This window comes from Erwinia billingiae Eb661, from assembly GCF_000196615.1.
Classification (GTDB): Bacteria; Pseudomonadota; Gammaproteobacteria; order Enterobacterales; family Enterobacteriaceae; genus Erwinia; species Erwinia billingiae.
On sequence record NC_014306.1, the window covers coordinates 3,640,545 to 3,659,259 of the forward strand.

At 56.9% G+C, this 18,715-nt stretch carries 17 protein-coding genes; 1 reads left to right on the forward strand and 16 read right to left on the reverse strand.

Translation table 11 applies throughout. The features are described from left to right. Positions 1 to 10: 10 nt before the first annotated feature. From EBC_RS18115 to EBC_RS18130, 4 genes are all read right to left on the reverse strand, one after another. Positions 11 to 979, reverse strand: coding sequence for an ABC transporter permease (locus EBC_RS18115; RefSeq protein ID WP_013203297.1), 969 nt, complete (start codon positions 977 to 979; stop codon positions 11 to 13). Positions 980 to 989: 10 nt separating this feature from the next. Beyond that, positions 990 to 1,955, reverse strand: a complete 966-nt coding sequence (locus EBC_RS18120; RefSeq protein ID WP_013203298.1) for an ABC transporter permease — start codon at positions 1,953 to 1,955, stop codon at positions 990 to 992. Between the two features lie 23 nt (positions 1,956 to 1,978). Further along, on the reverse strand, positions 1,979 to 3,553 hold the full coding sequence (locus EBC_RS18125; RefSeq protein WP_013203299.1) for an ABC transporter substrate-binding protein: 1,575 nt from the start codon (positions 3,551 to 3,553) through the stop codon (positions 1,979 to 1,981). A 259-nt stretch (positions 3,554 to 3,812) separates the two neighbouring features. Then, complete coding sequence (locus EBC_RS18130; RefSeq protein WP_013203300.1) at positions 3,813 to 4,214, reverse strand: nuclear transport factor 2 family protein; 402 nt, start codon at positions 4,212 to 4,214, stop codon at positions 3,813 to 3,815. A 148-nt stretch (positions 4,215 to 4,362) separates the two neighbouring features. Here EBC_RS18130 and EBC_RS18135 point away from each other — a divergent pair, with 148 nt between their 5' ends. Continuing rightward, positions 4,363 to 5,586, forward strand: coding sequence for an amidohydrolase family protein (locus tag EBC_RS18135; protein WP_013203301.1), 1,224 nt, complete (start codon positions 4,363 to 4,365; stop codon positions 5,584 to 5,586). On the opposite strand, the gene EBC_RS18140 is transcribed toward EBC_RS18135, so the two are convergent. The 12 genes from EBC_RS18140 to xylF all read right to left on the reverse strand — a co-directional run bounded on the left by EBC_RS18140 (position 5,583) and on the right by xylF (position 18,423). Further along, positions 5,583 to 6,278, reverse strand: coding sequence for a GntR family transcriptional regulator (locus EBC_RS18140; RefSeq protein ID WP_013203302.1), 696 nt, complete (start codon positions 6,276 to 6,278; stop codon positions 5,583 to 5,585). The two genes, EBC_RS18135 and EBC_RS18140, sit on opposite strands and share 4 nt — an antisense overlap. Before the next feature lie 64 nt (positions 6,279 to 6,342). Then, positions 6,343 to 7,692: an ATP-binding protein gene (locus EBC_RS18145; protein ID WP_013203303.1), complete on the reverse strand. Its 1,350-nt coding sequence runs from the start codon at positions 7,690 to 7,692 to the stop codon at positions 6,343 to 6,345. Further along, positions 7,689 to 8,369 carry a response regulator transcription factor gene (locus tag EBC_RS18150; protein WP_013203304.1) on the reverse strand — a complete coding sequence of 227 codons (681 nt, stop codon included), beginning with the start codon at positions 8,367 to 8,369 and terminating at the stop codon, positions 7,689 to 7,691. The genes EBC_RS18145 and EBC_RS18150 overlap by 4 nt, the downstream gene beginning before the upstream one ends. Positions 8,370 to 8,462: 93 nt before the next feature. Beyond that, positions 8,463 to 9,341: a cysteine synthase CysM gene (cysM, locus tag EBC_RS18155; RefSeq protein ID WP_013203305.1), complete on the reverse strand. Its 879-nt coding sequence runs from the start codon at positions 9,339 to 9,341 to the stop codon at positions 8,463 to 8,465. An 80-nt stretch (positions 9,342 to 9,421) separates the two neighbouring features. Next, a complete protein-coding gene (cysA, locus tag EBC_RS18160) occupies positions 9,422 to 10,510 on the reverse strand; it encodes a sulfate/thiosulfate ABC transporter ATP-binding protein CysA (RefSeq protein WP_013203306.1) in 1,089 nt (362 codons plus the stop codon). Continuing rightward, entirely contained in the window at positions 10,500 to 11,375 is an 876-nt protein-coding gene (cysW, locus tag EBC_RS18165) for a sulfate/thiosulfate ABC transporter permease CysW (protein WP_013203307.1), read from the reverse strand. The genes cysA and cysW overlap by 11 nt, the downstream gene beginning before the upstream one ends. Further along, positions 11,375 to 12,208, reverse strand: a complete 834-nt coding sequence (gene cysT / locus EBC_RS18170) for a sulfate/thiosulfate ABC transporter permease CysT (protein WP_013203308.1) — start codon at positions 12,206 to 12,208, stop codon at positions 11,375 to 11,377. Before cysT ends, cysW begins: the two co-directional genes overlap by 1 nt. Beyond that, positions 12,208 to 13,224: a sulfate ABC transporter substrate-binding protein gene (locus EBC_RS18175; protein ID WP_013203309.1), complete on the reverse strand. Its 1,017-nt coding sequence runs from the start codon at positions 13,222 to 13,224 to the stop codon at positions 12,208 to 12,210. The genes cysT and EBC_RS18175 overlap by 1 nt, the downstream gene beginning before the upstream one ends. Positions 13,225 to 13,386: 162 nt before the next feature. After that, positions 13,387 to 14,565, reverse strand: coding sequence for a D-xylose utilization transcriptional activator XylR (xylR, locus tag EBC_RS18180; RefSeq protein ID WP_013203310.1), 1,179 nt, complete (start codon positions 14,563 to 14,565; stop codon positions 13,387 to 13,389). A gap of 133 nt (positions 14,566 to 14,698) precedes the next feature. Then, positions 14,699 to 15,877: a xylose ABC transporter permease XylH gene (gene xylH / locus EBC_RS18185; RefSeq protein ID WP_013203311.1), complete on the reverse strand. Its 1,179-nt coding sequence runs from the start codon at positions 15,875 to 15,877 to the stop codon at positions 14,699 to 14,701. After that, entirely contained in the window at positions 15,855 to 17,396 is a 1,542-nt protein-coding gene (locus EBC_RS18190) for a xylose ABC transporter ATP-binding protein (RefSeq protein WP_013203312.1), read from the reverse strand. Before EBC_RS18190 ends, xylH begins: the two co-directional genes overlap by 23 nt. Before the next feature lie 31 nt (positions 17,397 to 17,427). Then, on the reverse strand, positions 17,428 to 18,423 hold the full coding sequence (gene xylF, locus EBC_RS18195) for a D-xylose ABC transporter substrate-binding protein (protein ID WP_013203313.1): 996 nt from the start codon (positions 18,421 to 18,423) through the stop codon (positions 17,428 to 17,430). Positions 18,424 to 18,715: the final 292 nt, after the last annotated feature.

Genomic DNA, 18,715 nt, shown 5'->3' on the forward strand with positions numbered 1-18,715 from the left:
CTTTTCTCACTTAGCGCAGGCGCGGGTTAAGCACATCGCGCAGCCAGTCGCCCAGCACGTTAAACGCCAGCGACAGCGTCACCAACACCAGCGCCGGGAATAACACCACCCACCACTGACCCGAGAATAAAAACTGATTACCTTCGTTGATCAGCGTGCCCAGCGAAGGTTGATCCGGCGGCATGCCGACGCCGAGGAACGAGAGCGTGGCTTCAGTAAGGATCGCCATTCCAAGATGCAGGGTCGCCAGCACCGACAGCGGGCTGATGACGTTCGGCAGGATATGGGCAAACATGATATGCAGGGTGCCGCCACCGCTGACGCGGGACGCCTGGACATACTCTTTCTGCTTCTCCAGCAGCGTCAGGCTTCTGATGGTGCGGGCATACTGCATCCAGCCGGTCAGGGTAATCGCCAGCACAATCACCGGCATCGCCACCGCACCGTACATCTCTTTCGGCACCAGCCCTCGCGCCACGCCGCTGATCAACAGTGAAAACATAATGGTGGGAATACTTAACATCGCGTCGGCAAGCCGCATGATCAGCGTGTCCACCCAGCCGCCGAGATATCCGCTGATCACCCCGAGCAGCGTGCCCACCACCAGCGAGCAGCCCACGCTGATCACCCCAACCGTTAAGGAGATGCTTAAGCCGTAAAGAATTAAGGAGAGCACATCCCGGCCCTGCACATCCGTTCCCAGCCAGAAGCGCGGATCGCCGGCCTCCAGCCAGGCCGGCGGCAGTTCTGAATCCATCAGATCGAAGCTGGAACTGTCAAAAATCGCGTGCGGTGCCAGCCAGTGGCTGAACAACGCCGCCAGCAGCAGCACCAGCGTCCAGATAAAGGCCAGCACCACCGGTTTTGAGCGCCAGAACAGCCAGAGAAAATCACTGTCCCGCCAGGCCGAAAGGCGCTGACGTAACCGGGTCAGGCTCCCGCTGGGCGCGGCTACGGCCGGGTTTTGTGGCATTTTCATTATTCCGCCCTCACTGTTTTTTCATTCGTGGATCGATCAGGAAATAGAGCAGATCGACCGTGGTATTAATAACGATAAAAATCAGTGCGATAAAAATCAGATAGGCCGAAATCACCGGGATATCGACATAGTTAATCGCCTGAATAAACAGCAGACCCATGCCGGGCCACTGGAACACGGTTTCGGTGACGATGGCGAAGGCGATCAGCCCGCCGATTTGCAGGCCGATAATGGTCACCACCGGCAGCAGCGCATTACGCAGCGCATGGTGGAACCAGATGCTGCGGGACTTCAGCCCTCGCGCCCGGGCGAACTTGATGTAATCGGTGCCCATCACCTCCAGCATCTGCGTTCTTACCAGGCGGATAATCAGGGTGATCATAAACAGCGACAGCGAAACCGCCGGCAGGATCACCGAGCGCCAGCCGCTCAGGCTTAACAGGCCGGTACTCCAGAAGCCCAGATGCACCGTGTCACCGCGCCCGCTGGAAGGGAACCAGCCCAGCCACACCGAGAAGATGATGATCAGCAGGATGCCGGTCAGAAAGCTGGGTAACGAGATGCCGATTAACGACAGGCCCTGGATCAGGCCGGGCATCACCCGGTTCTTGCTGATAGCCGACCAGACGCCCAACGGAAATCCCACCACCAGCGACAGCACCACCGCCACAAACACCAGCTCCAGCGTGGCGGGCAGGCGTTCCATAATCAGATGGAACACATCGACCTGGTTGTAATAGGAGATGCCGAAATCGCCGTGCAGGATGCGCTGCATAAAGTGCAGAAACTGCGTCAGCATCGGATCGCTCAATCCTAACGAATTTCTCAGCTGCATCCGTTCCGCCTGGGTGGCGCTTTCCGGCAGCATGTTATTCACCGGATCGCCCAGATACTGGAACATCGAGAAGGCGATAAACGCCACCACCACCATCAGACACAGCGCCTGAATCAACTTCTTAATCAGAAAGAGAGGCATAGGTCATCTGTCCGTTCAGAGGGTTACTTAACGCTGCTGTACCACAGGCGCACCACGTTGTCCGGGCTCTGCTTGATGGCGATATTTTTCTTCGCCACCCACACCACCGGCTCGAAATGCATCGGCATAAACGGCAGGTCTGCCTGCGCCAGGTTGATCTCCTGACGCAGCATTTCGGTTCGTTTCGCGCTGTCCAGCTCCGGGATAGACTGCTCGATCAGCTTATCGACGGCGGGATTCGAGTAGCGCGGCACGTTGAACATGCCGTAGCCGCTGCCGTCATTGGTATGCAGCAGCTGCACGGAAATGCTGTAGGCATCCATAATCGGCAGGTTCGCCCAGCCCAGCACGCCAATATCGGTTTTGCCGTTATCGGTGATCTGGTTGTAAACGCTGTTGGTATGCATGGTCAGCGTGGTTTTGACGCCGATTTTTGCCCAGTAGCTCTGCACCGCCTGGCACCACTGCGGCGCGTTCATATACATCCCTTCCGGGCAGTCAAACGCCAGTGAAAAGCCTTTGCCGTAACCCGCTTCGGCCAGCAACGCTTTGGCTTTTTCCGGGTTGTAGTCCAGCGTGATGGCGCTGGCCGCGTCATAGCCAGGAATGGCCGGTGCCAGATAGGTATTGGCGACGTTGGTCATTTTGCGCATGATTTTTTGCACGATGGCCTCGCGGTTCACCGCCATCATCAGCGCCTGACGCACGCGCAGATCTTTCAGCGGGTTTTTGCCGTCGACGTTGCCGGCATTCAGGGTGTCGCGCAGGTTAAAGGTGAGGAAGTCGACGCGCAGCGAGGGACTGATCAGGGTTTGCAGCGTCCGATCCTGATTCAGCCGGGCGATATCCTGCAACGGCACGCTGGTCACCAAATCGTATTCGCCCGCCAGAATGCCGGAGAGACGCGTGGCGTCGGCGGTGATCGGTTTGAAAATAATGCGGTCAATGTTGGTTTGCGAATGCGCCTTGTTCCACCAGTCGGGGTTACGCACCAGCACCATCTGCGCTTCACGCTGGCGGCTTTGCAGCATAAAGGGTCCGGTGCCGTTGGTGTTATTGGTGGCGAAGCCTTCGGTTCCCTGGCTCATGCTGGTCGGTGACAGCGCGTTATGCTGTGCCATCCACTCCTTGTCCATCATCATCACACCGCTCAGTTCATTCAGCGCGATACCGCTTTTCTCTTTCAGATGAATATCGACGGTGTACTTGTCGACGGCCACCGCATCTTTGATGGTGGAGGCGTTGGCACGGATGCCGGAAGCCGGATCGGTGACGCGCGCAATGGATGCCACCACATCGGCCGAATCAAAGTCATCACCGTTCTGGAACTTAACGCCCTGACGCAGGGTAAAGCGCAGCGTGGTGTCGTTAACATATTCCCAGCCTGTCGCCAGCGTCGGCTGCAGCTTCAGGTCGTTATCGCGCTGCAATAACGCTTCATAGATATGGTTCTGGAAGGTCAACGCCGTGGTAGAGGCATAGGCGTAAGGGGCCAGCGTGGGAATATCTGCGGCAACGGCCCAACGTACGACGTTTTCAGCCTTTGCCCACGGAGAAGCAATCAGACCCAACAACAGTGTAACCATGACTTTTTTCATTTTTCCGCCTGGAGGTAACAGTGAAAGAAGAGGCACCTTAAACAAATAGCAACAAACCCTTTAATTGCTAGCAATCATTGCTAGCATTAACTGTGCCAGATCGCAGAAAAGGAAAAATAAGCTGATAACACGGGAGATTAGGCGGAGGGGAGAAAAAGCAGAGCAGATTGAGTTGCCCAAAAATGGAACAAAAAAAGCAGGAAAACACACCGTATTGGTGCAAAGCGGCAGGAGCGGAAGCGATCCGCTCCTGCGGGGATCAGGCCGTGCGGCCGATTTCTGGCGTCAGGATCCATTCAGCGCTGTCGTTCAGCACGTCCATATGGGTGATTTTACCTTCACGCACTTCGTAACGATCGACGTAGCGATTGCCGGCAAACTCGCGGCCATCGGGCCACTGGCCATACAGCGTGCCGGTCGCATAAACCACAACGTGATCGCCCCGATCCATCCAGTCGAACTGCCCCAACTGTTTTTTTACCCATTTATAGCGGGCACCGTTAAATGCAGTGATCGCCTGCGGATCGGGCATTTCGCGCCGTCCGGTGAAGGTGATTTTTACATCTTTGGTCATATAGGTGGCCGCCAGCACCGGGTCCGGTGCCATTGATGCCGCCAAAAAGTCTTTGACGAGATCAACCGCTGAACAATCGTTAGTCATGGTTTTCTCCAGTTTTACTTGAACAGGCATCAGGGAATTCCGTCAGCGCCACAACGGCGCTGGTCAGCCCGGATGGGGTGAGGAATAACAAAATGGCATCTAAATTGCTAGAGATAATTATAATATTGCTAGCAATTAAGGATTCACCATGAGTGCTGTTCAGTTTATTCATGCCCGGCTGGCCCACAGCGACCGGCTTCAAACCCTGTGGGTGCAAGACGGCCGATTTATCTCCTCGCCTGAGAAAGCAATCCCCGGCTGTTCCACCGTCGATTTAGGCGGCAATCTGGTGCTGTCGGGGCTGGTGGAAACCCATCTTCATCTGGATAAAGCCTGTATTTTGTCCCGCTGCCAGCTGCACAAGGGCACGCTCGGCGAAGCCATCGAACAAACCCGGCTGGCGAAAGCCACTTTTAGCGAAGAGGATGTCTATCAGCGCGGGGCGAAAGTGCTGGAGCAGGCCATTTTGCAGGGCACCAGCTGGATCCGCACGCATATCGAAATCGATCCGCAGATTGGGCTCACCGGGTTTAAGGCGATCAAACGGCTGAAAGCGGATTATGCGTGGGCGATCGATCTCAGCCTGTGCGTTTTCCCGCAGGAAGGCTTGCTGAACAATCCGGGAACAGAGGCGTTACTGGAGGACGCGCTGGCTTCAGGTGCCGACCTGCTTGGCGGCTGCCCGTATACCGACAGCGATCCCTGCGGGCAGATTGATCGCCTGTTTGCGCTGGCCGCTCGCTGGCAGGTGGACCTCGATTTCCATCTGGACTTCGATCTGCAGGCCGACAGCAGCAACATGGACTATGTGATTGCCGCCACCGAACGCTGGCAGATGGCGGGCCGGGTCACGCTGGGCCATGCGACACGTCTCTCAGCCCTGGCTGAACCGCAGCTGATCGCGCTGGCACACCGGCTGGCGAAAGCGGGCGTGCAGATCACCGCCCTGCCTGCCACCGACCTGTTTCTCACTGGCCGTGACCAGTTTCAGCTGAAGCCGCGTGGCGTTGCGCCGCTGGCCACGCTCGATCGCTGCGGCGTGACCTGCTCACTTTCCAGCAACAACATTGGCAACCCGTTCACGCCGTATGGCGATGCGTCGCTGGTGCGTCAGGCAAACCTGTTTGCCAACGTCACGCAGCTGGCCACGTCAGCAGAAATGCTGCGCTGCCTGGCGTGGATCTCCAGCCAGTCGGCGAAAATGTTGCGGCTAAAAAACTATGGCTTAACGCCGGGATGTCAGGCTGATTTTGTGGTGTTTGCCAGCGCGCAGGCGTGTGAGGTCGTGAGGGAAATCGCGGTGCCGCTGATGGGCTTTAAGCGCGGGCGACAAACCTTTCATCGCCCGGCCGCGCAGTTACTCAGAGACTAGGAAGAGAGCGTCAGCGCCTGGCGCAGGCTCAGGGAATCTGGCGAGGTGTCATTCAGATCCAGCTGCTGCTCCAGCTCATTAAGATGGGCAATCATAATCGCCTGCGCACGGGCCAGATCGCCCTCTTTCAGCGAGCTGACAATTGCGCTGTGCTCGTCGCACTGGCAGGAAGGAATATCGTTACGCTGGTAAAGCGCCACAATCAGCGAGCTGCGCACCATCAGGTTGGCGAGGATTTCACTCAGCACCTGATTGCCACTGACTTTGCCTAACAGCAGATGAAACTGGCTCAGCTCACGGACAATTTCCCGGCGGTCATCAAGCTTCGTGGCATTCACTTCCGCCAGCTGCTGGGCTTCCAGCTCAGCCAGATGGGCAGCCATATTTTCAGGCGTAATGCAGGCAATGATGGCGCTTTCGATGGCGCGGCGGGCAGTAAAAATTTCACGGGCTTCACGGGCTTCTGGCTGCGCGACCATCGCGCCACGGTTGGGCTCAATGGTGACGATATGCTGCAGCGCCATGCGTTGCAGGGCCGACTGAACGTGGTTGCGATTGGCATCCAGCACGTCCACAATTTGCGCTTCCACCAGTCGCGTTCCCGGCTTTAAACGATGCTGAGCGATGGCAATGGACAACGCTTCAACGATCCGCTGGACTTCCTGTTGCTTGCTGGTCGCAACTTTACTCATCCCTTACCTCATGAACGTGATTGCTAACGATTTAAGCCGACAATCATAGCACCGTGCGGCACAATTAAACCACCCAGTGTGGCAAACGTAACGTAAGTTCCAGTCCGCCGTTCTTGCCGTTGACTGCGCTGACCTCGCCCTGATGGGCCAGCAGCACTTTGCGGACGATCGACAGCCCCAGTCCGTAGCCTTTTCCCGACAGCGGCGAATTCACCCGCACAAAGGGATCGAAGATGCTGGAGAGCTTATCGGCATCCACGCCCGGCCCCTGATCGATCACGCTGATATTCAGCCAGCCCTGCTCCTGACGCAGATTGATCACCACCCGTTGTCCCTGCAATGAGTAGCGGAGCGCGTTACGCACTACGTTTTCCACCGCCGAACGGATCAGCTTGGCATCCCCTTTAACGGTGTAGTCGCCGCTCTTGTCGGCAAACAGCAGGATTTCCACACCGGGGATTTGCGCTTCATAGCGGGCATCGTTTGCCACCGCTTCCAGCAGGCCCAGTAAATCAAAGTACTGCTCGTCGGGCATGGCTTCATGTTCAGCCCGCGAGAGGGTCAACAGTTCGCCAATCATCTTATCCAGACGACGCGCCTCTTCATCAATGCGATCCAGCGACTGGCCAACGGATTCCGGCGTCTGGCGGGCCAGTCCGGTAGCAAGCTGCAAACGTGCCAGCGGGGAGCGTAATTCATGGGAGACATCATGCAGCAGCTCTTCGCGCGCCTTCACCAGCACCGAAAGGCGCTCAACCATTGCATCGAAATCCTGCGCCACCACCGACAGCTCATCGTAACGACGCCGCATTACCGGGAACAGGCGCACCGAAAGATCGCCTTTGGAGACGCGGTCAAACCCGGCGCGCAGCTGGCGCATCGGTCGGGTCAGGTTCCATGCCAGTATCAGGCTGAAGAGTAAACCGCCGCCGCCGGCCAAAAATAGCATCGGCTCGGGGATATTGAGAAAGCTGCGGCGCGGGCCGCCCATATGGCTGTCTTCGCGCAGGCCCTGCACATCGTAGCGCAGCTGATACTGCTGGCCGTCGGCACCGGTTACCCACTCAATCACTTCTTTAGGAAACTCACCCGGACGAAGGTCACGATTCAAATCGCCGCGCGGAATTTCCTGCGGCGGCTTTTGCATCACCTGCACCGAGAAGAAACGGCGGTCGCTGTCAGACCAGTCGGCCATCATATCATTCAGCGCGTCCATGCCGCCGCGCTGCAGGACCGACACCGCCGAGGTCATCTGCAGATTGACGATGCGCCGGGCCGCGAGGCTTTCCGGCGGCTCATGGTGCTTGCCGTAAAAGGAAAAGCTCAGCCACAGAAACTGGCTCATGATCAAAAAGGTCAGCCAGAAGCCCAGCAAAATTTTCCAGAACAACAGCCCGCGAAACCCTGCTTTCATCGGATACGGTAGCCAATGCTGCGCACGGTTTCGATGTTGATCGTCTCGTTAGTTAAGGCGGCCAGCTTCTGGCGGATGTTGCTGATATGCACGTCGACGCTGCGGTCATAGGCTTCGCGCGGGCGTCCAAGGCCTTTTTCAGACAGCTCGTCCTTCGAGACCACGCGGTCAGGAGAACGCAGCAGCAGATCGAGCAAGTTGAACTCCGAGGCCGTTAAATCAAACGCCTGTTTTTTCCATTCGCTGATGCGCGTGGCCGGATTCAGCGTCAGATCGCCCCAGGTTGCCAGCTCTTTGCTTTCGACAACCACCGGCTGCTCTTCAACGCGGCGCAGCACGGCGCGCAGTCGGGCGACCAGCTCGCGCGGGTAGCAAGGTTTCGGCACGTAGTCATCGGCACCCATTTCCAGGCCAATCACCCGGTCAATGTTGTCGCCTTTGGCGGTCAGCATGATCACCGGCAGGCGGCAGTTCTGCCGGACCTGGCGCAGCACATCAATACCGCTCATATCGGGCAGCATAATGTCGAGGATCATCGCGTTGTACTCGCCAGACAGTGCGCCTTCAACGCCCGCTTTGCCGGTTAACACCAGCGAAGCGTCGAAGCCTTCAGCAATCAGGTACTGGCTGAGCATGGTGCCCAGCTCGAGGTCGTCGTCGACCAGTAAAATTTTCATACAGCATCTCTCAGTGAGTCAGCCGCTATATTCACCTGTCGGTGACTTAATAGCAGCCGGTTTTACCTAATCCTTACAGTGTATCAGCAGGAATTAGTAAACGCCGGTAGAGAGATAACGGTCGCCGCGATCGCACACTATCGCCACCACGATACTGCCCGGCTGCTCCTCCGCAATGCGCAGTGCGCCGGCAACCGCACCGCCGGAACTGACGCCGCAGAAAATGCCTTCACGGCGGGCCAGCAAACGCATGGTTTGCTCCGCTTCGGCCTGCGCCATATCGATCACCCGGTCCACCAGCTCCGGGCGGTAAATGCCCGGCAAATAGGCCTCGGGCCAGCGACGGATACCGGGAATGCTGCTGCCTTCAGCGGGCTGCAAACCGACGATTTGCACGCTGTCGCACTGCTCTTTCAGATAGCGACCCACGCCGGTAATGGTGCCGGTGGTGCCCATGCTGGAGACGAAATGGGTTAATCGTCCGGCAGACTGCTGCCAGATTTCCGGTGCGGTGGTGGTGTAATGTCCCAGCGGATTGTCCGGGTTGTTGAACTGGTCGAGGACCTTGCCCTCGCCTCTGGCTTCCATCTCCTTTGCCAGATCGCGTGCGCCTTCCATCCCGAGAGTTTTGCTGACCAGAATCAGCTCGGCACCGTAAGCCTGCATCGCCATCTGGCGTTCCACGCTCATGTTCTCAGGCATCAACAGCTTCAGCGCATAGCCTTTCATCGCGGCGATCATCGCCAGCGCGATCCCGGTGTTGCCACTGGTGGCCTCGATCAGCACGTCGCCCGGCTGGATCTCACCGCGACGCTCGGCCCGATCGATCATCGAGAAAGCGGCACGATCCTTTACCGAACCTGCGGGATTATTGCCTTCCAGCTTCAGCCAGATTTCGCTGCCGTTGGCGGGCGTCATGCGCTGAAGCTTGATCAGGGGCGTGTTGCCGATGGTATTTTCTAGTGTGGTCACTGTGCGATTCCTGGAAGGAGCCAGAAAAGCTGGCAAAAAAAAAGGGTCAGGAAGACCTGACCCTGTTCGACTAGAAAATATCAGGCACTTTGCGCAAAGGCAACCTGTCGCAACGGCGTTTCACCTTTGTACAGGCGAGCCTGTTGCAGGCCTACAAACAGCTGCTCGCCGCGAACCGGCGCAGTCTGCGTCCCTTCCACCACCAGCGTAATCGGATCCAGGCCCCAGCCGGCTGGCTGCGCAACCAGCTGCCAGTAGTGACCGCGCGGGCTGACTTCCAGCACCTGCACCGGTAACGGCGTTTCCAGGCTGCTGTGGCGGCTGACGTCGATTTCCCACGGACGCAGGAACAGCTCGACGCGGCCCTGATGCGCGGGCGTATAGCCCAACGGCCAGTGATGCGCGCCAACGTGGAACTGGGAACCATGCACTTCGGCTTCAAAGCGGTTCACTTCACCGAGGAACTCCAGCACAAACCGGGTAGCCGGATCGCGCCAGACGTCGTCCGGTGTGCCGACCTGTTCAATGTTGCCCTGGCTCATCACCACCACGCGATCGGCCACTTCCATCGCTTCTTCCTGGTCGTGGGTCACGAAGACGCTGGTGAACTTCAATTCTTCATGCAGCTGACGCAACCAGCGGCGCAGCTCTTTACGTACCTGGGCATCCAGCGCACCGAACGGCTCATCGAGCAGCAGGATCTGCGGTTCAACCGCCAGCGCACGCGCCAGCGCCACACGCTGTTTCTGACCGCCCGAAAGCTGTGCCGGGAAGCGCGTAGCCAGATGGCTTAACTGCACCATCTCCAGCAGCTTGGTGACTTTCTGCTTAATCACCGCCGCAGAAGGACGTTCGCGGCGTGGCAGCACGGTCAGGCCGAAGGCGATGTTATCGAACACCGTCATATGGCGGAACAAGGCGTAATGCTGGAACACAAAGCCCACCTGGCGGTCGCGCGCGTGCAGCTGGGTGACGTCTTTGCCATTAAAGCTCAGACGGCCGCTGTTCTGGCTTTCCAGCCCGGCAATAATGCGCAGCAGCGTGGTTTTCCCTGAGCCAGAAGGCCCAAGCAATGCCACCATCTGACCGGAAGGGATATCCAGTGAAATATCGTTCAGGACCTTAGTACGGCCGAAAGATTTGTTAATTTTGCTGATATCAATGCTCATGGTTCCCCTCCTGTTGCAAACGCTTGTTCTGGTGTTCTAAACGCCATTGCAGCGCGCTCTTCAGAAACAGTGTGACTATCGCCATCAGGGTTAACAGCCCGGCCGCCGTAAAGGCCCCGACGGTGTTGTAATCCTGATGCAGTAATTCAACTTGTAATGGCAGCGTGTAGGTCTCGCCGCGAATCGATCCCGAGACCACCGAGACCGCACCGAATTCGCCAATCGCACGGGCATTGGTCAGTACCAGACCGTACAACAGCGCCCAGCGGATATTGGGCAGGGTCACCCGCCAGAACATTTTCCAGCCTGACGCGCCTAACAACACCGCCGCTTCATCTTCATTGCTGCCCTGACTCAACATCACCGGCACCAGCTCACGGACCACAAATGGACAGGTCACAAAGATGGTCACCATCGCCATCCCCGGCCAGGAGAACATCAGCTGGATATTGTGCGCGTCCAGCCAGCCGCCTGCCGGGCCGTTGACGCCCCAGAACAGCAGATACATCAGCCCCGCCACCACCGGCGACACGGCAAAAGGAATATCAAACAGGGTCAGCAGCAGCTGGCGGCCGGGGAAATCAAAGCGCGTAACCAGCCAGGCCAGCAGCGTCCCGAACACCAGATTGACCGGCACGGTAATCAGCGCCATCAGGACGGTCAGCCAGATTGAGTGCAGCATGTCGCCATCTTTCAGGTTGCTGAACGACGCCATAAGGCCGTTGGAGAAGGCGCTGGTAAAAATCGCCACCATCGGCACCACCAGCAGCCCAAAGGAGATCAGCATGCCCAGCGCAATCAGGATCCATTTACCCCAGTTGATGCGGCTGCGGCTGGCCCCTTTCAATTCGGTGATATCGGCCATTAATGACCTCCAATACGACGGCCAAAGCGGCTCTGTAAGGTGTTAATCGCGAACAGCAGCAGCAGCGATGCCGCGAGGATCACTGACGCAATGGCGCTGGCGGCAGGATAATCAAACTCCTGCAAACGGACGAAAATCATCAGCGAGGTCACTTCGGTTTTCCAGGCAATGTTGCCGGCAATAAAGATCACCGCACCAAACTCGCCTAGGCTGCGGGTAAAGGACAACGCGGTGCCGGCCAGCAATGCCGGCGCCACTTCAGGCAGCACCACGCGACGGAAGCTCTGCCACGGCGTGGCGCCCAGCGTTTCGGCCGCTTCTTCGTATTCCGGGCCCAGTTCTTCAAGCACCGGCTGAACGGTACGCACCACAAACGGAATGCTGGTAAACGCCATGGCGACGGCAATGCCCAGCCAGGTGTAAGACACTTTAATGTCGAACTGCGCCAGCCATTGACCATACCAGCCGTTGACCGAGAACAGGCCGGCCAGCGTCAAGCCCGCCACCGCCGTCGGTAAAGCAAACGGCAGATCCATTAAGCCATCCAGCAGCGTGCGGCCAGGAAAACGGTAGCGGGTGAGGATCCACGCCATCAGCATGCCGAACACGGCATTGAACAGCGAGGCTACACCGGCTGAAATCAGGGTAACTTTGTAGGCGGCCATCACCTGTGGGTTGGTCACGACTTCCCAGTACTGAGACAGCGTCATTTGCGACAGCTGCATCAGCAGTGCGCTGATCGGCAACAGCAGGATCAGGCAGGTGAAGAACAGGCTGCTACCGAGGCTGATACCAAAGCCCGGCAGCACGCGCTTACTTTTAGTGGCAAACATTACTGATGTCCTGCGGCTAACAATTTGTCCAGCTCACCACCGCTGGCGAACTGGGTTTTCATTACCTGGTCCCAGCTGCCGAAGGCCTCTTCCACGCGGAAAAGGTCAACCGCCGGGAAACGCTCTTTCTGCTGCGCCATCAGCTCAGGATTGTTCACGCGGTAGTAATACTGCGTGATAATTTTCTGCGCCGCTGGCGTGTAGAGATAGCCCAGGTAGGCTTTAGCGGCTTTGCCAGTGTTATTGGCATCGACGTTTTTATCGACCCAGGTCACCGGGAACTCCGCCAGGATATTGGTTTTCGGCACCACCACTTCGTAGCCATCTTTGGCGTACTGGTTGCGGATATTGTTCACTTCGGACTCGAAGCTGATCAGCACATCGCCCTGCCCACGCTCAACAAAGGTGGTGGTGGCACCGCGACCGCCGGTATCAAAGACCTCGACGTTTTTCAGGAACTGAGTCATAAACTGCTCGGTTTTAGCCCGATCTTTACCGTCCGCTTTATCGGCGGCACCCCAGGCAGCCAGGTAGGTGTAACGCCCGTTGCCTGACGTTTTTGGATTGGGGAACACCAGCTTCACATCAGTTTTCACCAGATCATCCCAACTGTGGATGTTCTTGGGGTTGCCCTTGCGCACGAGGAACGCCATGGTCGAATAGAACGGTGAGCTGTTATTGGGGAAACGTTTTTGCCAGTCGGCCGGGATCAGATTGCCGCGATCGTGCAAAATCTGCACGTCAGTCACCTGGTTGTAGGTCACCACATCGGCTTTCAGGCCCTGCAAAATGGCCAGCGCCTGCTTGGATGAGCCGGCGTGTGACTGTCTGATAGTCAGCTTGTCACCGTTATTTTGCTCGGCCCACTGTTTTTCAAAAGGCGCATTCAGGGCGACAAACAGCTCGCGCGAGACGTCGTAGGAGCTGTTCAACAGCTCGGTAGCCTGAGCGGACCCGGCTAACAGCAACGAGAAAGCGGCACTGCTCATTATTTTTTTAACCGTCGGTAACGTCATTATGCACCCTGGGAAACAGTCGGCTCGCGCCCTGAAGTTTCCTCAGTTTATTTATAACCACACTAAAAGCAGTAACGATTTCATATACCGTTTGGTGATTTGGAAGTTTAAAACGCTATAAGCGAATGGAATTGTTTATGCAGGGGATGGGAAAGCGGACGATCAGCACAGCACCTCACCGTACTTATCGCGGTGCTCTTTCGGCGTCATATCGTAATCTTTGCGGAATACCGAATAGAAGTACTGTAAGGAAGGATAGCCGCACATCTGTGAGATCTCGTTGATTGACAGCGAGCTGGAAATTAACAGGTTGCGCGCCCTCTCCAGCTTCTCGCCGTGGATCATATTGTGGATGGTCTGGCCGGTCTCATCCTTGAAGCGCTTCTCCAGGTTCGATCGCGACATGCCGACCGATTCCAGCACCTGCTCCACCTTAATCCCTTTGCAGGCGTGATGGCGAATATAATGCATCGCCTGGATCACCGCCGGGTCGCGCAGCGAACGGAAGTCGGTCGAGCGCCGCTCCACCACCTTTACCGGCGGCACCAGAATGCGTTGCAGCGGCATTTCCCGCTCGTTCAACAGCTGATGCAGCAGTTTTGCCGCGCGATAGCCCATTTGCCGCGTGCCCTGCGCTACCGATGAGAGCGCCACGCGCGATAAATAACGCGTCAGCTCTTCATTATCGATGCCAATCACGCTGAGTTTTTCCGGCACGGCAATGTCCAGATGCTCACACACCTGCAGCAGATGACGGGCGCGGGCATCGGTGACCGCAATAATTCCGGTCTGCTGCGGCAGGGTTTGCACCCAGTCCGCCAGCCGGTTTTGCGCGTATTGCCAATTCTCCGGCGCGGTTTCCATTCCCTGATACACCACGCCCTGATACTGCTCGGCCGAAACCAGATTGCGGAAAGCCTGTTCCCGCTCCTGTGCCCAGCGCTTGCCGCCCTCCGGCGGTAGGCCGTAAAAGGCAAAGCGGTTCAGGCCCTTTTCCTTCAGGTGCATAAAGGCCGCTTCGACCAACGCATGGTTATCCGTGGCGATGTAATGCACCGGCGGGTAATCTTCTTTTTGCAGATACGATCCGCCCACGCCGACAATAGGCACCTTAACGTTGTGCAGCAGCCTGGCTATCTCACCGTCGTCAAAATCCGCAATCACCCCATCGCCCAGCCAGTCGCGGATATTGTCGATGCGGCAGCGGAAATCTTCCTCAATAAAGATGTCCCAGTCGCACTGTGAAGCCTGCAGATATTCGCCGACGCCTTCCACCACCTGACGGTCATAGACTTTATTGGCGTTAAACAGCAAGGTAATGCGAAAACGTTTGCCAAACATACGGGTTCCCCTGAAATCATGCTGCTCTCTGGATAGCACAGCCATCAACAGAGCAGTGAAAATGCCGCCAGATTTGTGAGGCAACGCGAAGCCTTTCGCTGGGCCGGCACATTCTGGCGGCATTCCAGGCGATTCATACCCGACGCTTGGTGGCGGAATCCATCCACACCGCCAGCAGCAAAATCGCCCCTTTAACGATGTATTGCCAGAAGGTCGGCACGTCCAGCATGCTCATGCCGTTATCCAGCGACGCCATAATAAAGGCCCCCATCACCGCGCCGGCGACGCTGCCGATGCCGCCCGCCAGGCTGGTTCCGCCAATTACGCAAGCCGCTATCGCATCCAGCTCGGCAATGTTGCCGGCAGAAGGTGAACCGGCACCCAGTCGGGAGCTGAGGATCAGCCCGGCAATCGCCACCATCAACCCATTAATGGCGAACACCGCCATCTTGGTGCGCTCAACGTTTACGCCCGACAGGCGCGCGGCATCGATGTTGCCGCCAATAGCATAAATGCGTCTGCCAAAGGCGGTTCGGGTGGCCATAAACATTCCGGCCAGCATCAGCGCGGTCAGGATCAAGACCGGCGTGGGCACCCCGCGATAATCATTCAGCAGATACACCGCGCCCAGCACGATAATCGCCATGATGCTTTGGCGCGTGACGTCGCCGCTGGCACTGGCCACCGGCAATCCCATTTGTGCCCGACGTGCGCGACGTCGCCACTGCCAGGCGACAAACAGCATCAGCCCCACCGCCCCAATACCAAAGCCCAGCCCGCCGGGCAGATAGCTTTGCCCCATCAGCGACATCGCATCGCTGGTCGGCGCTACCGTGGTGCCGTTAGTGATGCCGATCAGCACGCCGCGAAACGCCAGCATGCCGGCAAGGGTGACAATAAATGACGGAACCTTGCGGTAAGCCACCCACCAGCCATTCCACGCGCCCAACAACACCCCAGCCAGCAGCGTCACCACAATGGTCAGCGGCAGCGGCCAGCCCAGCCAGACATCGAAGATCGCCGCCGCGCCGCCCAGTAATCCCATCATTGAGCCCACCGACAGATCGATTTCGGCAGAGACAATCACGAACACCATGCCCACCGCCAGAATGCCGGTAATCGCCGTCTGGCGCAGCAGGTTGGAGATATTACGGGCGCTCAGGTAGGCACCTTCGGTAGTGAAGGTGAAAAACAGCATGATCACCACAATGGCGGCCAGCATCACGAAGACTTGCAGATTGAGAGACTTCAACCGCAGGCCGCGTGGCGTGACTGGCGGTAAACTCACTTCAGATTGCGTGCTTTTCGACATCAGTTTCACTCCTTAACGCGGCTTCCATAATCTGTTCCTGGGTCAGGTTGCGGTTCGGCAGATCGGCTTTGATTCGCCCTTCATGCATCACCAGCACCCGGTCGCTCAGCCCCAACACTTCGGGCAGTTCGGAAGACACCACAATTACGGCGATGCCCTGCTGCACCAGCTGGTTAATCAATTTGTAGATTTCATATTTCGCCCCGATATCGATGCCGCGCGTGGGCTCATCGAGGATCAGAATTTGCGGGTCCAGTAACAGACAGCGCGCCAGAATCGCTTTTTGCTGATTGCCGCCGCTGAGCCGGCCAATCGCCAGCAAGGGCGAGGAGGTTTTCACCTTCAGCCGCGCCAGCGAGTGCTGAATAGTGGCCTGTTCTTTGGCTTCATCCAGCAGCGAGAAGCGCCCGCTGTACTGGCTTAATGCCGCCAGAGTGATATTTGCCCCCACGCTCATCACCGGCACGATGCCGTCACGTTTACGATCTTCTGGCACCATCGCTATGCCCTGCGCCATCGCATGGCGACAGTGCTGAATGGTCACCGGGCGACCGTTTACCGCGATGTTGCCTTGCCAGCGGCCAGCGTAAACGCCAAACAGGCACTGCATGGTTTCGGTACGGCCCGACCCCACCAGCCCGGCGACACCGAGGATTTCGCCGCGCCGCAGGGTAAAGGAAACGTCATCGACGCGGCGAATATGGCGGTTAACCGGATGCCACGCGGTGAGGTTGTCCACCTGCAGTACCACCTCACCAATCTGATGCGGCTCCTGGGGATACAGCTCGGTTAACTCACGACCCACCATCATCGCAATGATGTCGTCTTCGTTCATGCCTGCGGCTGAGCGCGTGGCGATATGCCGTCCGTCCCGGATCACGCAAATTAAATCCGAGATGGCTTTCACCTCGTTCAGCTTGTGCGAGATGTAGATGCAGGCAATATCGTGATCGCGCAGATCGCTGATGATCTCCAGCAACGTGGCGGTTTCGCTTTCGGTGAGCGAAGCGGTTGGCTCATCCAGTACCAACAGGCGCACCTGCTTATTCAGCGCTTTGGCAATTTCCACCAGCTGTTGCTGGCCCAGGCCAAGCTCACCCACGCGGGTATTGGGGTCGATGTTCAGCTTGACCTGCGCCAGCATTCGCTGGCAGCGCAGATACATCGACTCGTAATCCATCAGGCCAAACCGGCCCCACTCGCTGCCGAGAAACATGTTCTCCAGCACGGTCATTTGTTTCACCAGCGCCAGCTCCTGGTGAATAATGGCGATGCCCTTTTGTTCGGTTTCCCGAATGGTTTTCGCGGTGATCAGATCGCCTGAAAAATAGATCTCACCTGAATAACTGCCGTGCGGATATATTCCGCACAGCACTTTCATTAGCGTTGATTTCCCTGAACCATTCTCACCACAAAGTGATAATACCTGGCCTGCTTCAAGCTGCAGGCTGATATTATCGACGGCTTTAACCACGCCGAATTGCTTGGTGATATTTTTCATCTCTAAGAGAATAGCCATTCTGTCCTCCCGTTATTTCGCTGCGGAGGGTTCAATTTAATTCGGCTTTTTTATGGAATCCGTCAGCGATAATGGTACTGTCGATATTCGATTTATTGACCGAAATCGGCGTTAATAACCAGGACTTCACCTCTTTAGCGCCATTATTTAATGTGGCATTACTTTCTGGCTGCTGGCCCGAACCTAATTGCACCGCAATTTTCGCCGCGTCATCGGCCAGCTTGCTGATCGGTTTATACACCGTCATGGTTTGGGTGCCCGCCTCAATGCGTTTCACCGCCGCCAGGTCTGCATCCTGCCCCGAGATCGCCACTTTCCCCGCCAGCCCCTGGGCCGATAACGCCTGAATCGCCCCGCCCGCGGTCGCATCATTCGACGCCACCACCGCATCAATGTGGTTATTGTTGGCGGTCAGCGCATTCTCCATAATCTTCAGCGCGTTCTCTGGCAGCCAGCCGTCGACCCACTGATCGCCCACCACTTTGATTTTCCCGCTATCGATCAGCGGCTTGAGCACGGTCATCTGCCCCTGACGGAACAGCTTGGCGTTGTTATCCACCGGCGAGCCGCCCATCAGGAAGTAATTCCCCGTAGGCACGCGCTGTACCAGGCTTTGCGCCTGCAGCTGCCCGACCTTTTCGTTATCGAAAGAGATATAGAAATCGATGTCGGCGTTGTTGATCATCCGGTCATACGCCAGCACCTTGATGCCTTCGCGTTTGGCTTCTTTGATCACGTTGCTCAGCACCTGGCCGTTGTAAGGAATGATCACCAGCACATCGACCCCGCGATTAATCATGTTCTCAATCTGCGCCATCTGCGTCTCTTCGTTGCCGTTGGCGGACTGCACAAATACGTTTGCGCCCAGCGACTCGGCCTTCTTCACAAAAATATCGCGATCTTTCTGCCAGCGCTCCAGACGCAGATCGTCAATCGCCATCCCGATTTTGATTTCTTTACTGTATCCAGGCTGGCTGGCCAACACTAACAGCGCACAGGCAGAGAGTAAGAGGTGCTTGAATTTCATTTTTATTACCCTTTTTTATTGATGGTGTCGGGGAAATAGAGGTCACGAAACGTCCAGCGGATTGTTGTCAATTGCTTCCGGTTGAGCAATTACTGATTCTTACCCGTTGATTACGATTTTTGGTTTAGTTTTTGTTTTATGACCACGGTCATGTTTTGCTGTCATCATTCACCTTCAGCGCATTTAAAAATGCGGCACCGGCTGAAGTTAACTTTTCCCGCTGAATAATGAGATCTCACGCACAGTTAATAATTCTCTGAATTTGAGTGTGAAATAACGTAATTGTGGTTCG

What these genes read in the sequence shown, in the direction of transcription:
- EBC_RS18115 (WP_013203297.1), bottom strand. Translation starts at nt 979, where the DNA reads ATGAAAATGCCACAAAACCCGGCCGTAGCCGCGCCCAGCGGGAGCCTG.
- EBC_RS18120 (WP_013203298.1), bottom strand. Translation starts at nt 1,955, where the DNA reads ATGCCTCTCTTTCTGATTAAGAAGTTGATTCAGGCGCTGTGTCTGATG.
- EBC_RS18125 (WP_013203299.1), bottom strand. Translation starts at nt 3,553, where the DNA reads ATGAAAAAAGTCATGGTTACACTGTTGTTGGGTCTGATTGCTTCTCCG.
- EBC_RS18130 (WP_013203300.1), bottom strand. Translation starts at nt 4,214, where the DNA reads ATGACTAACGATTGTTCAGCGGTTGATCTCGTCAAAGACTTTTTGGCG.
- EBC_RS18135 (WP_013203301.1), top strand. Translation starts at nt 4,363, where the DNA reads ATGAGTGCTGTTCAGTTTATTCATGCCCGGCTGGCCCACAGCGACCGG.
- EBC_RS18140 (WP_013203302.1), bottom strand. Translation starts at nt 6,278, where the DNA reads ATGAGTAAAGTTGCGACCAGCAAGCAACAGGAAGTCCAGCGGATCGTT.
- EBC_RS18145 (WP_013203303.1), bottom strand. Translation starts at nt 7,692, where the DNA reads ATGAAAGCAGGGTTTCGCGGGCTGTTGTTCTGGAAAATTTTGCTGGGC.
- EBC_RS18150 (WP_013203304.1), bottom strand. Translation starts at nt 8,369, where the DNA reads ATGAAAATTTTACTGGTCGACGACGACCTCGAGCTGGGCACCATGCTC.
- cysA (WP_013203306.1), bottom strand. Translation starts at nt 10,510, where the DNA reads ATGAGCATTGATATCAGCAAAATTAACAAATCTTTCGGCCGTACTAAG.
- cysW (WP_013203307.1), bottom strand. Translation starts at nt 11,375, where the DNA reads ATGGCCGATATCACCGAATTGAAAGGGGCCAGCCGCAGCCGCATCAAC.
- cysT (WP_013203308.1), bottom strand. Translation starts at nt 12,208, where the DNA reads ATGTTTGCCACTAAAAGTAAGCGCGTGCTGCCGGGCTTTGGTATCAGC.
- EBC_RS18175 (WP_013203309.1), bottom strand. Translation starts at nt 13,224, where the DNA reads ATGACGTTACCGACGGTTAAAAAAATAATGAGCAGTGCCGCTTTCTCG.
- xylR (WP_013203310.1), bottom strand. Translation starts at nt 14,565, where the DNA reads ATGTTTGGCAAACGTTTTCGCATTACCTTGCTGTTTAACGCCAATAAA.
- xylH (WP_013203311.1), bottom strand. Translation starts at nt 15,877, where the DNA reads ATGTCGAAAAGCACGCAATCTGAAGTGAGTTTACCGCCAGTCACGCCA.
- EBC_RS18190 (WP_013203312.1), bottom strand. Translation starts at nt 17,396, where the DNA reads ATGGCTATTCTCTTAGAGATGAAAAATATCACCAAGCAATTCGGCGTG.
- xylF (WP_013203313.1), bottom strand. Translation starts at nt 18,423, where the DNA reads ATGAAATTCAAGCACCTCTTACTCTCTGCCTGTGCGCTGTTAGTGTTG.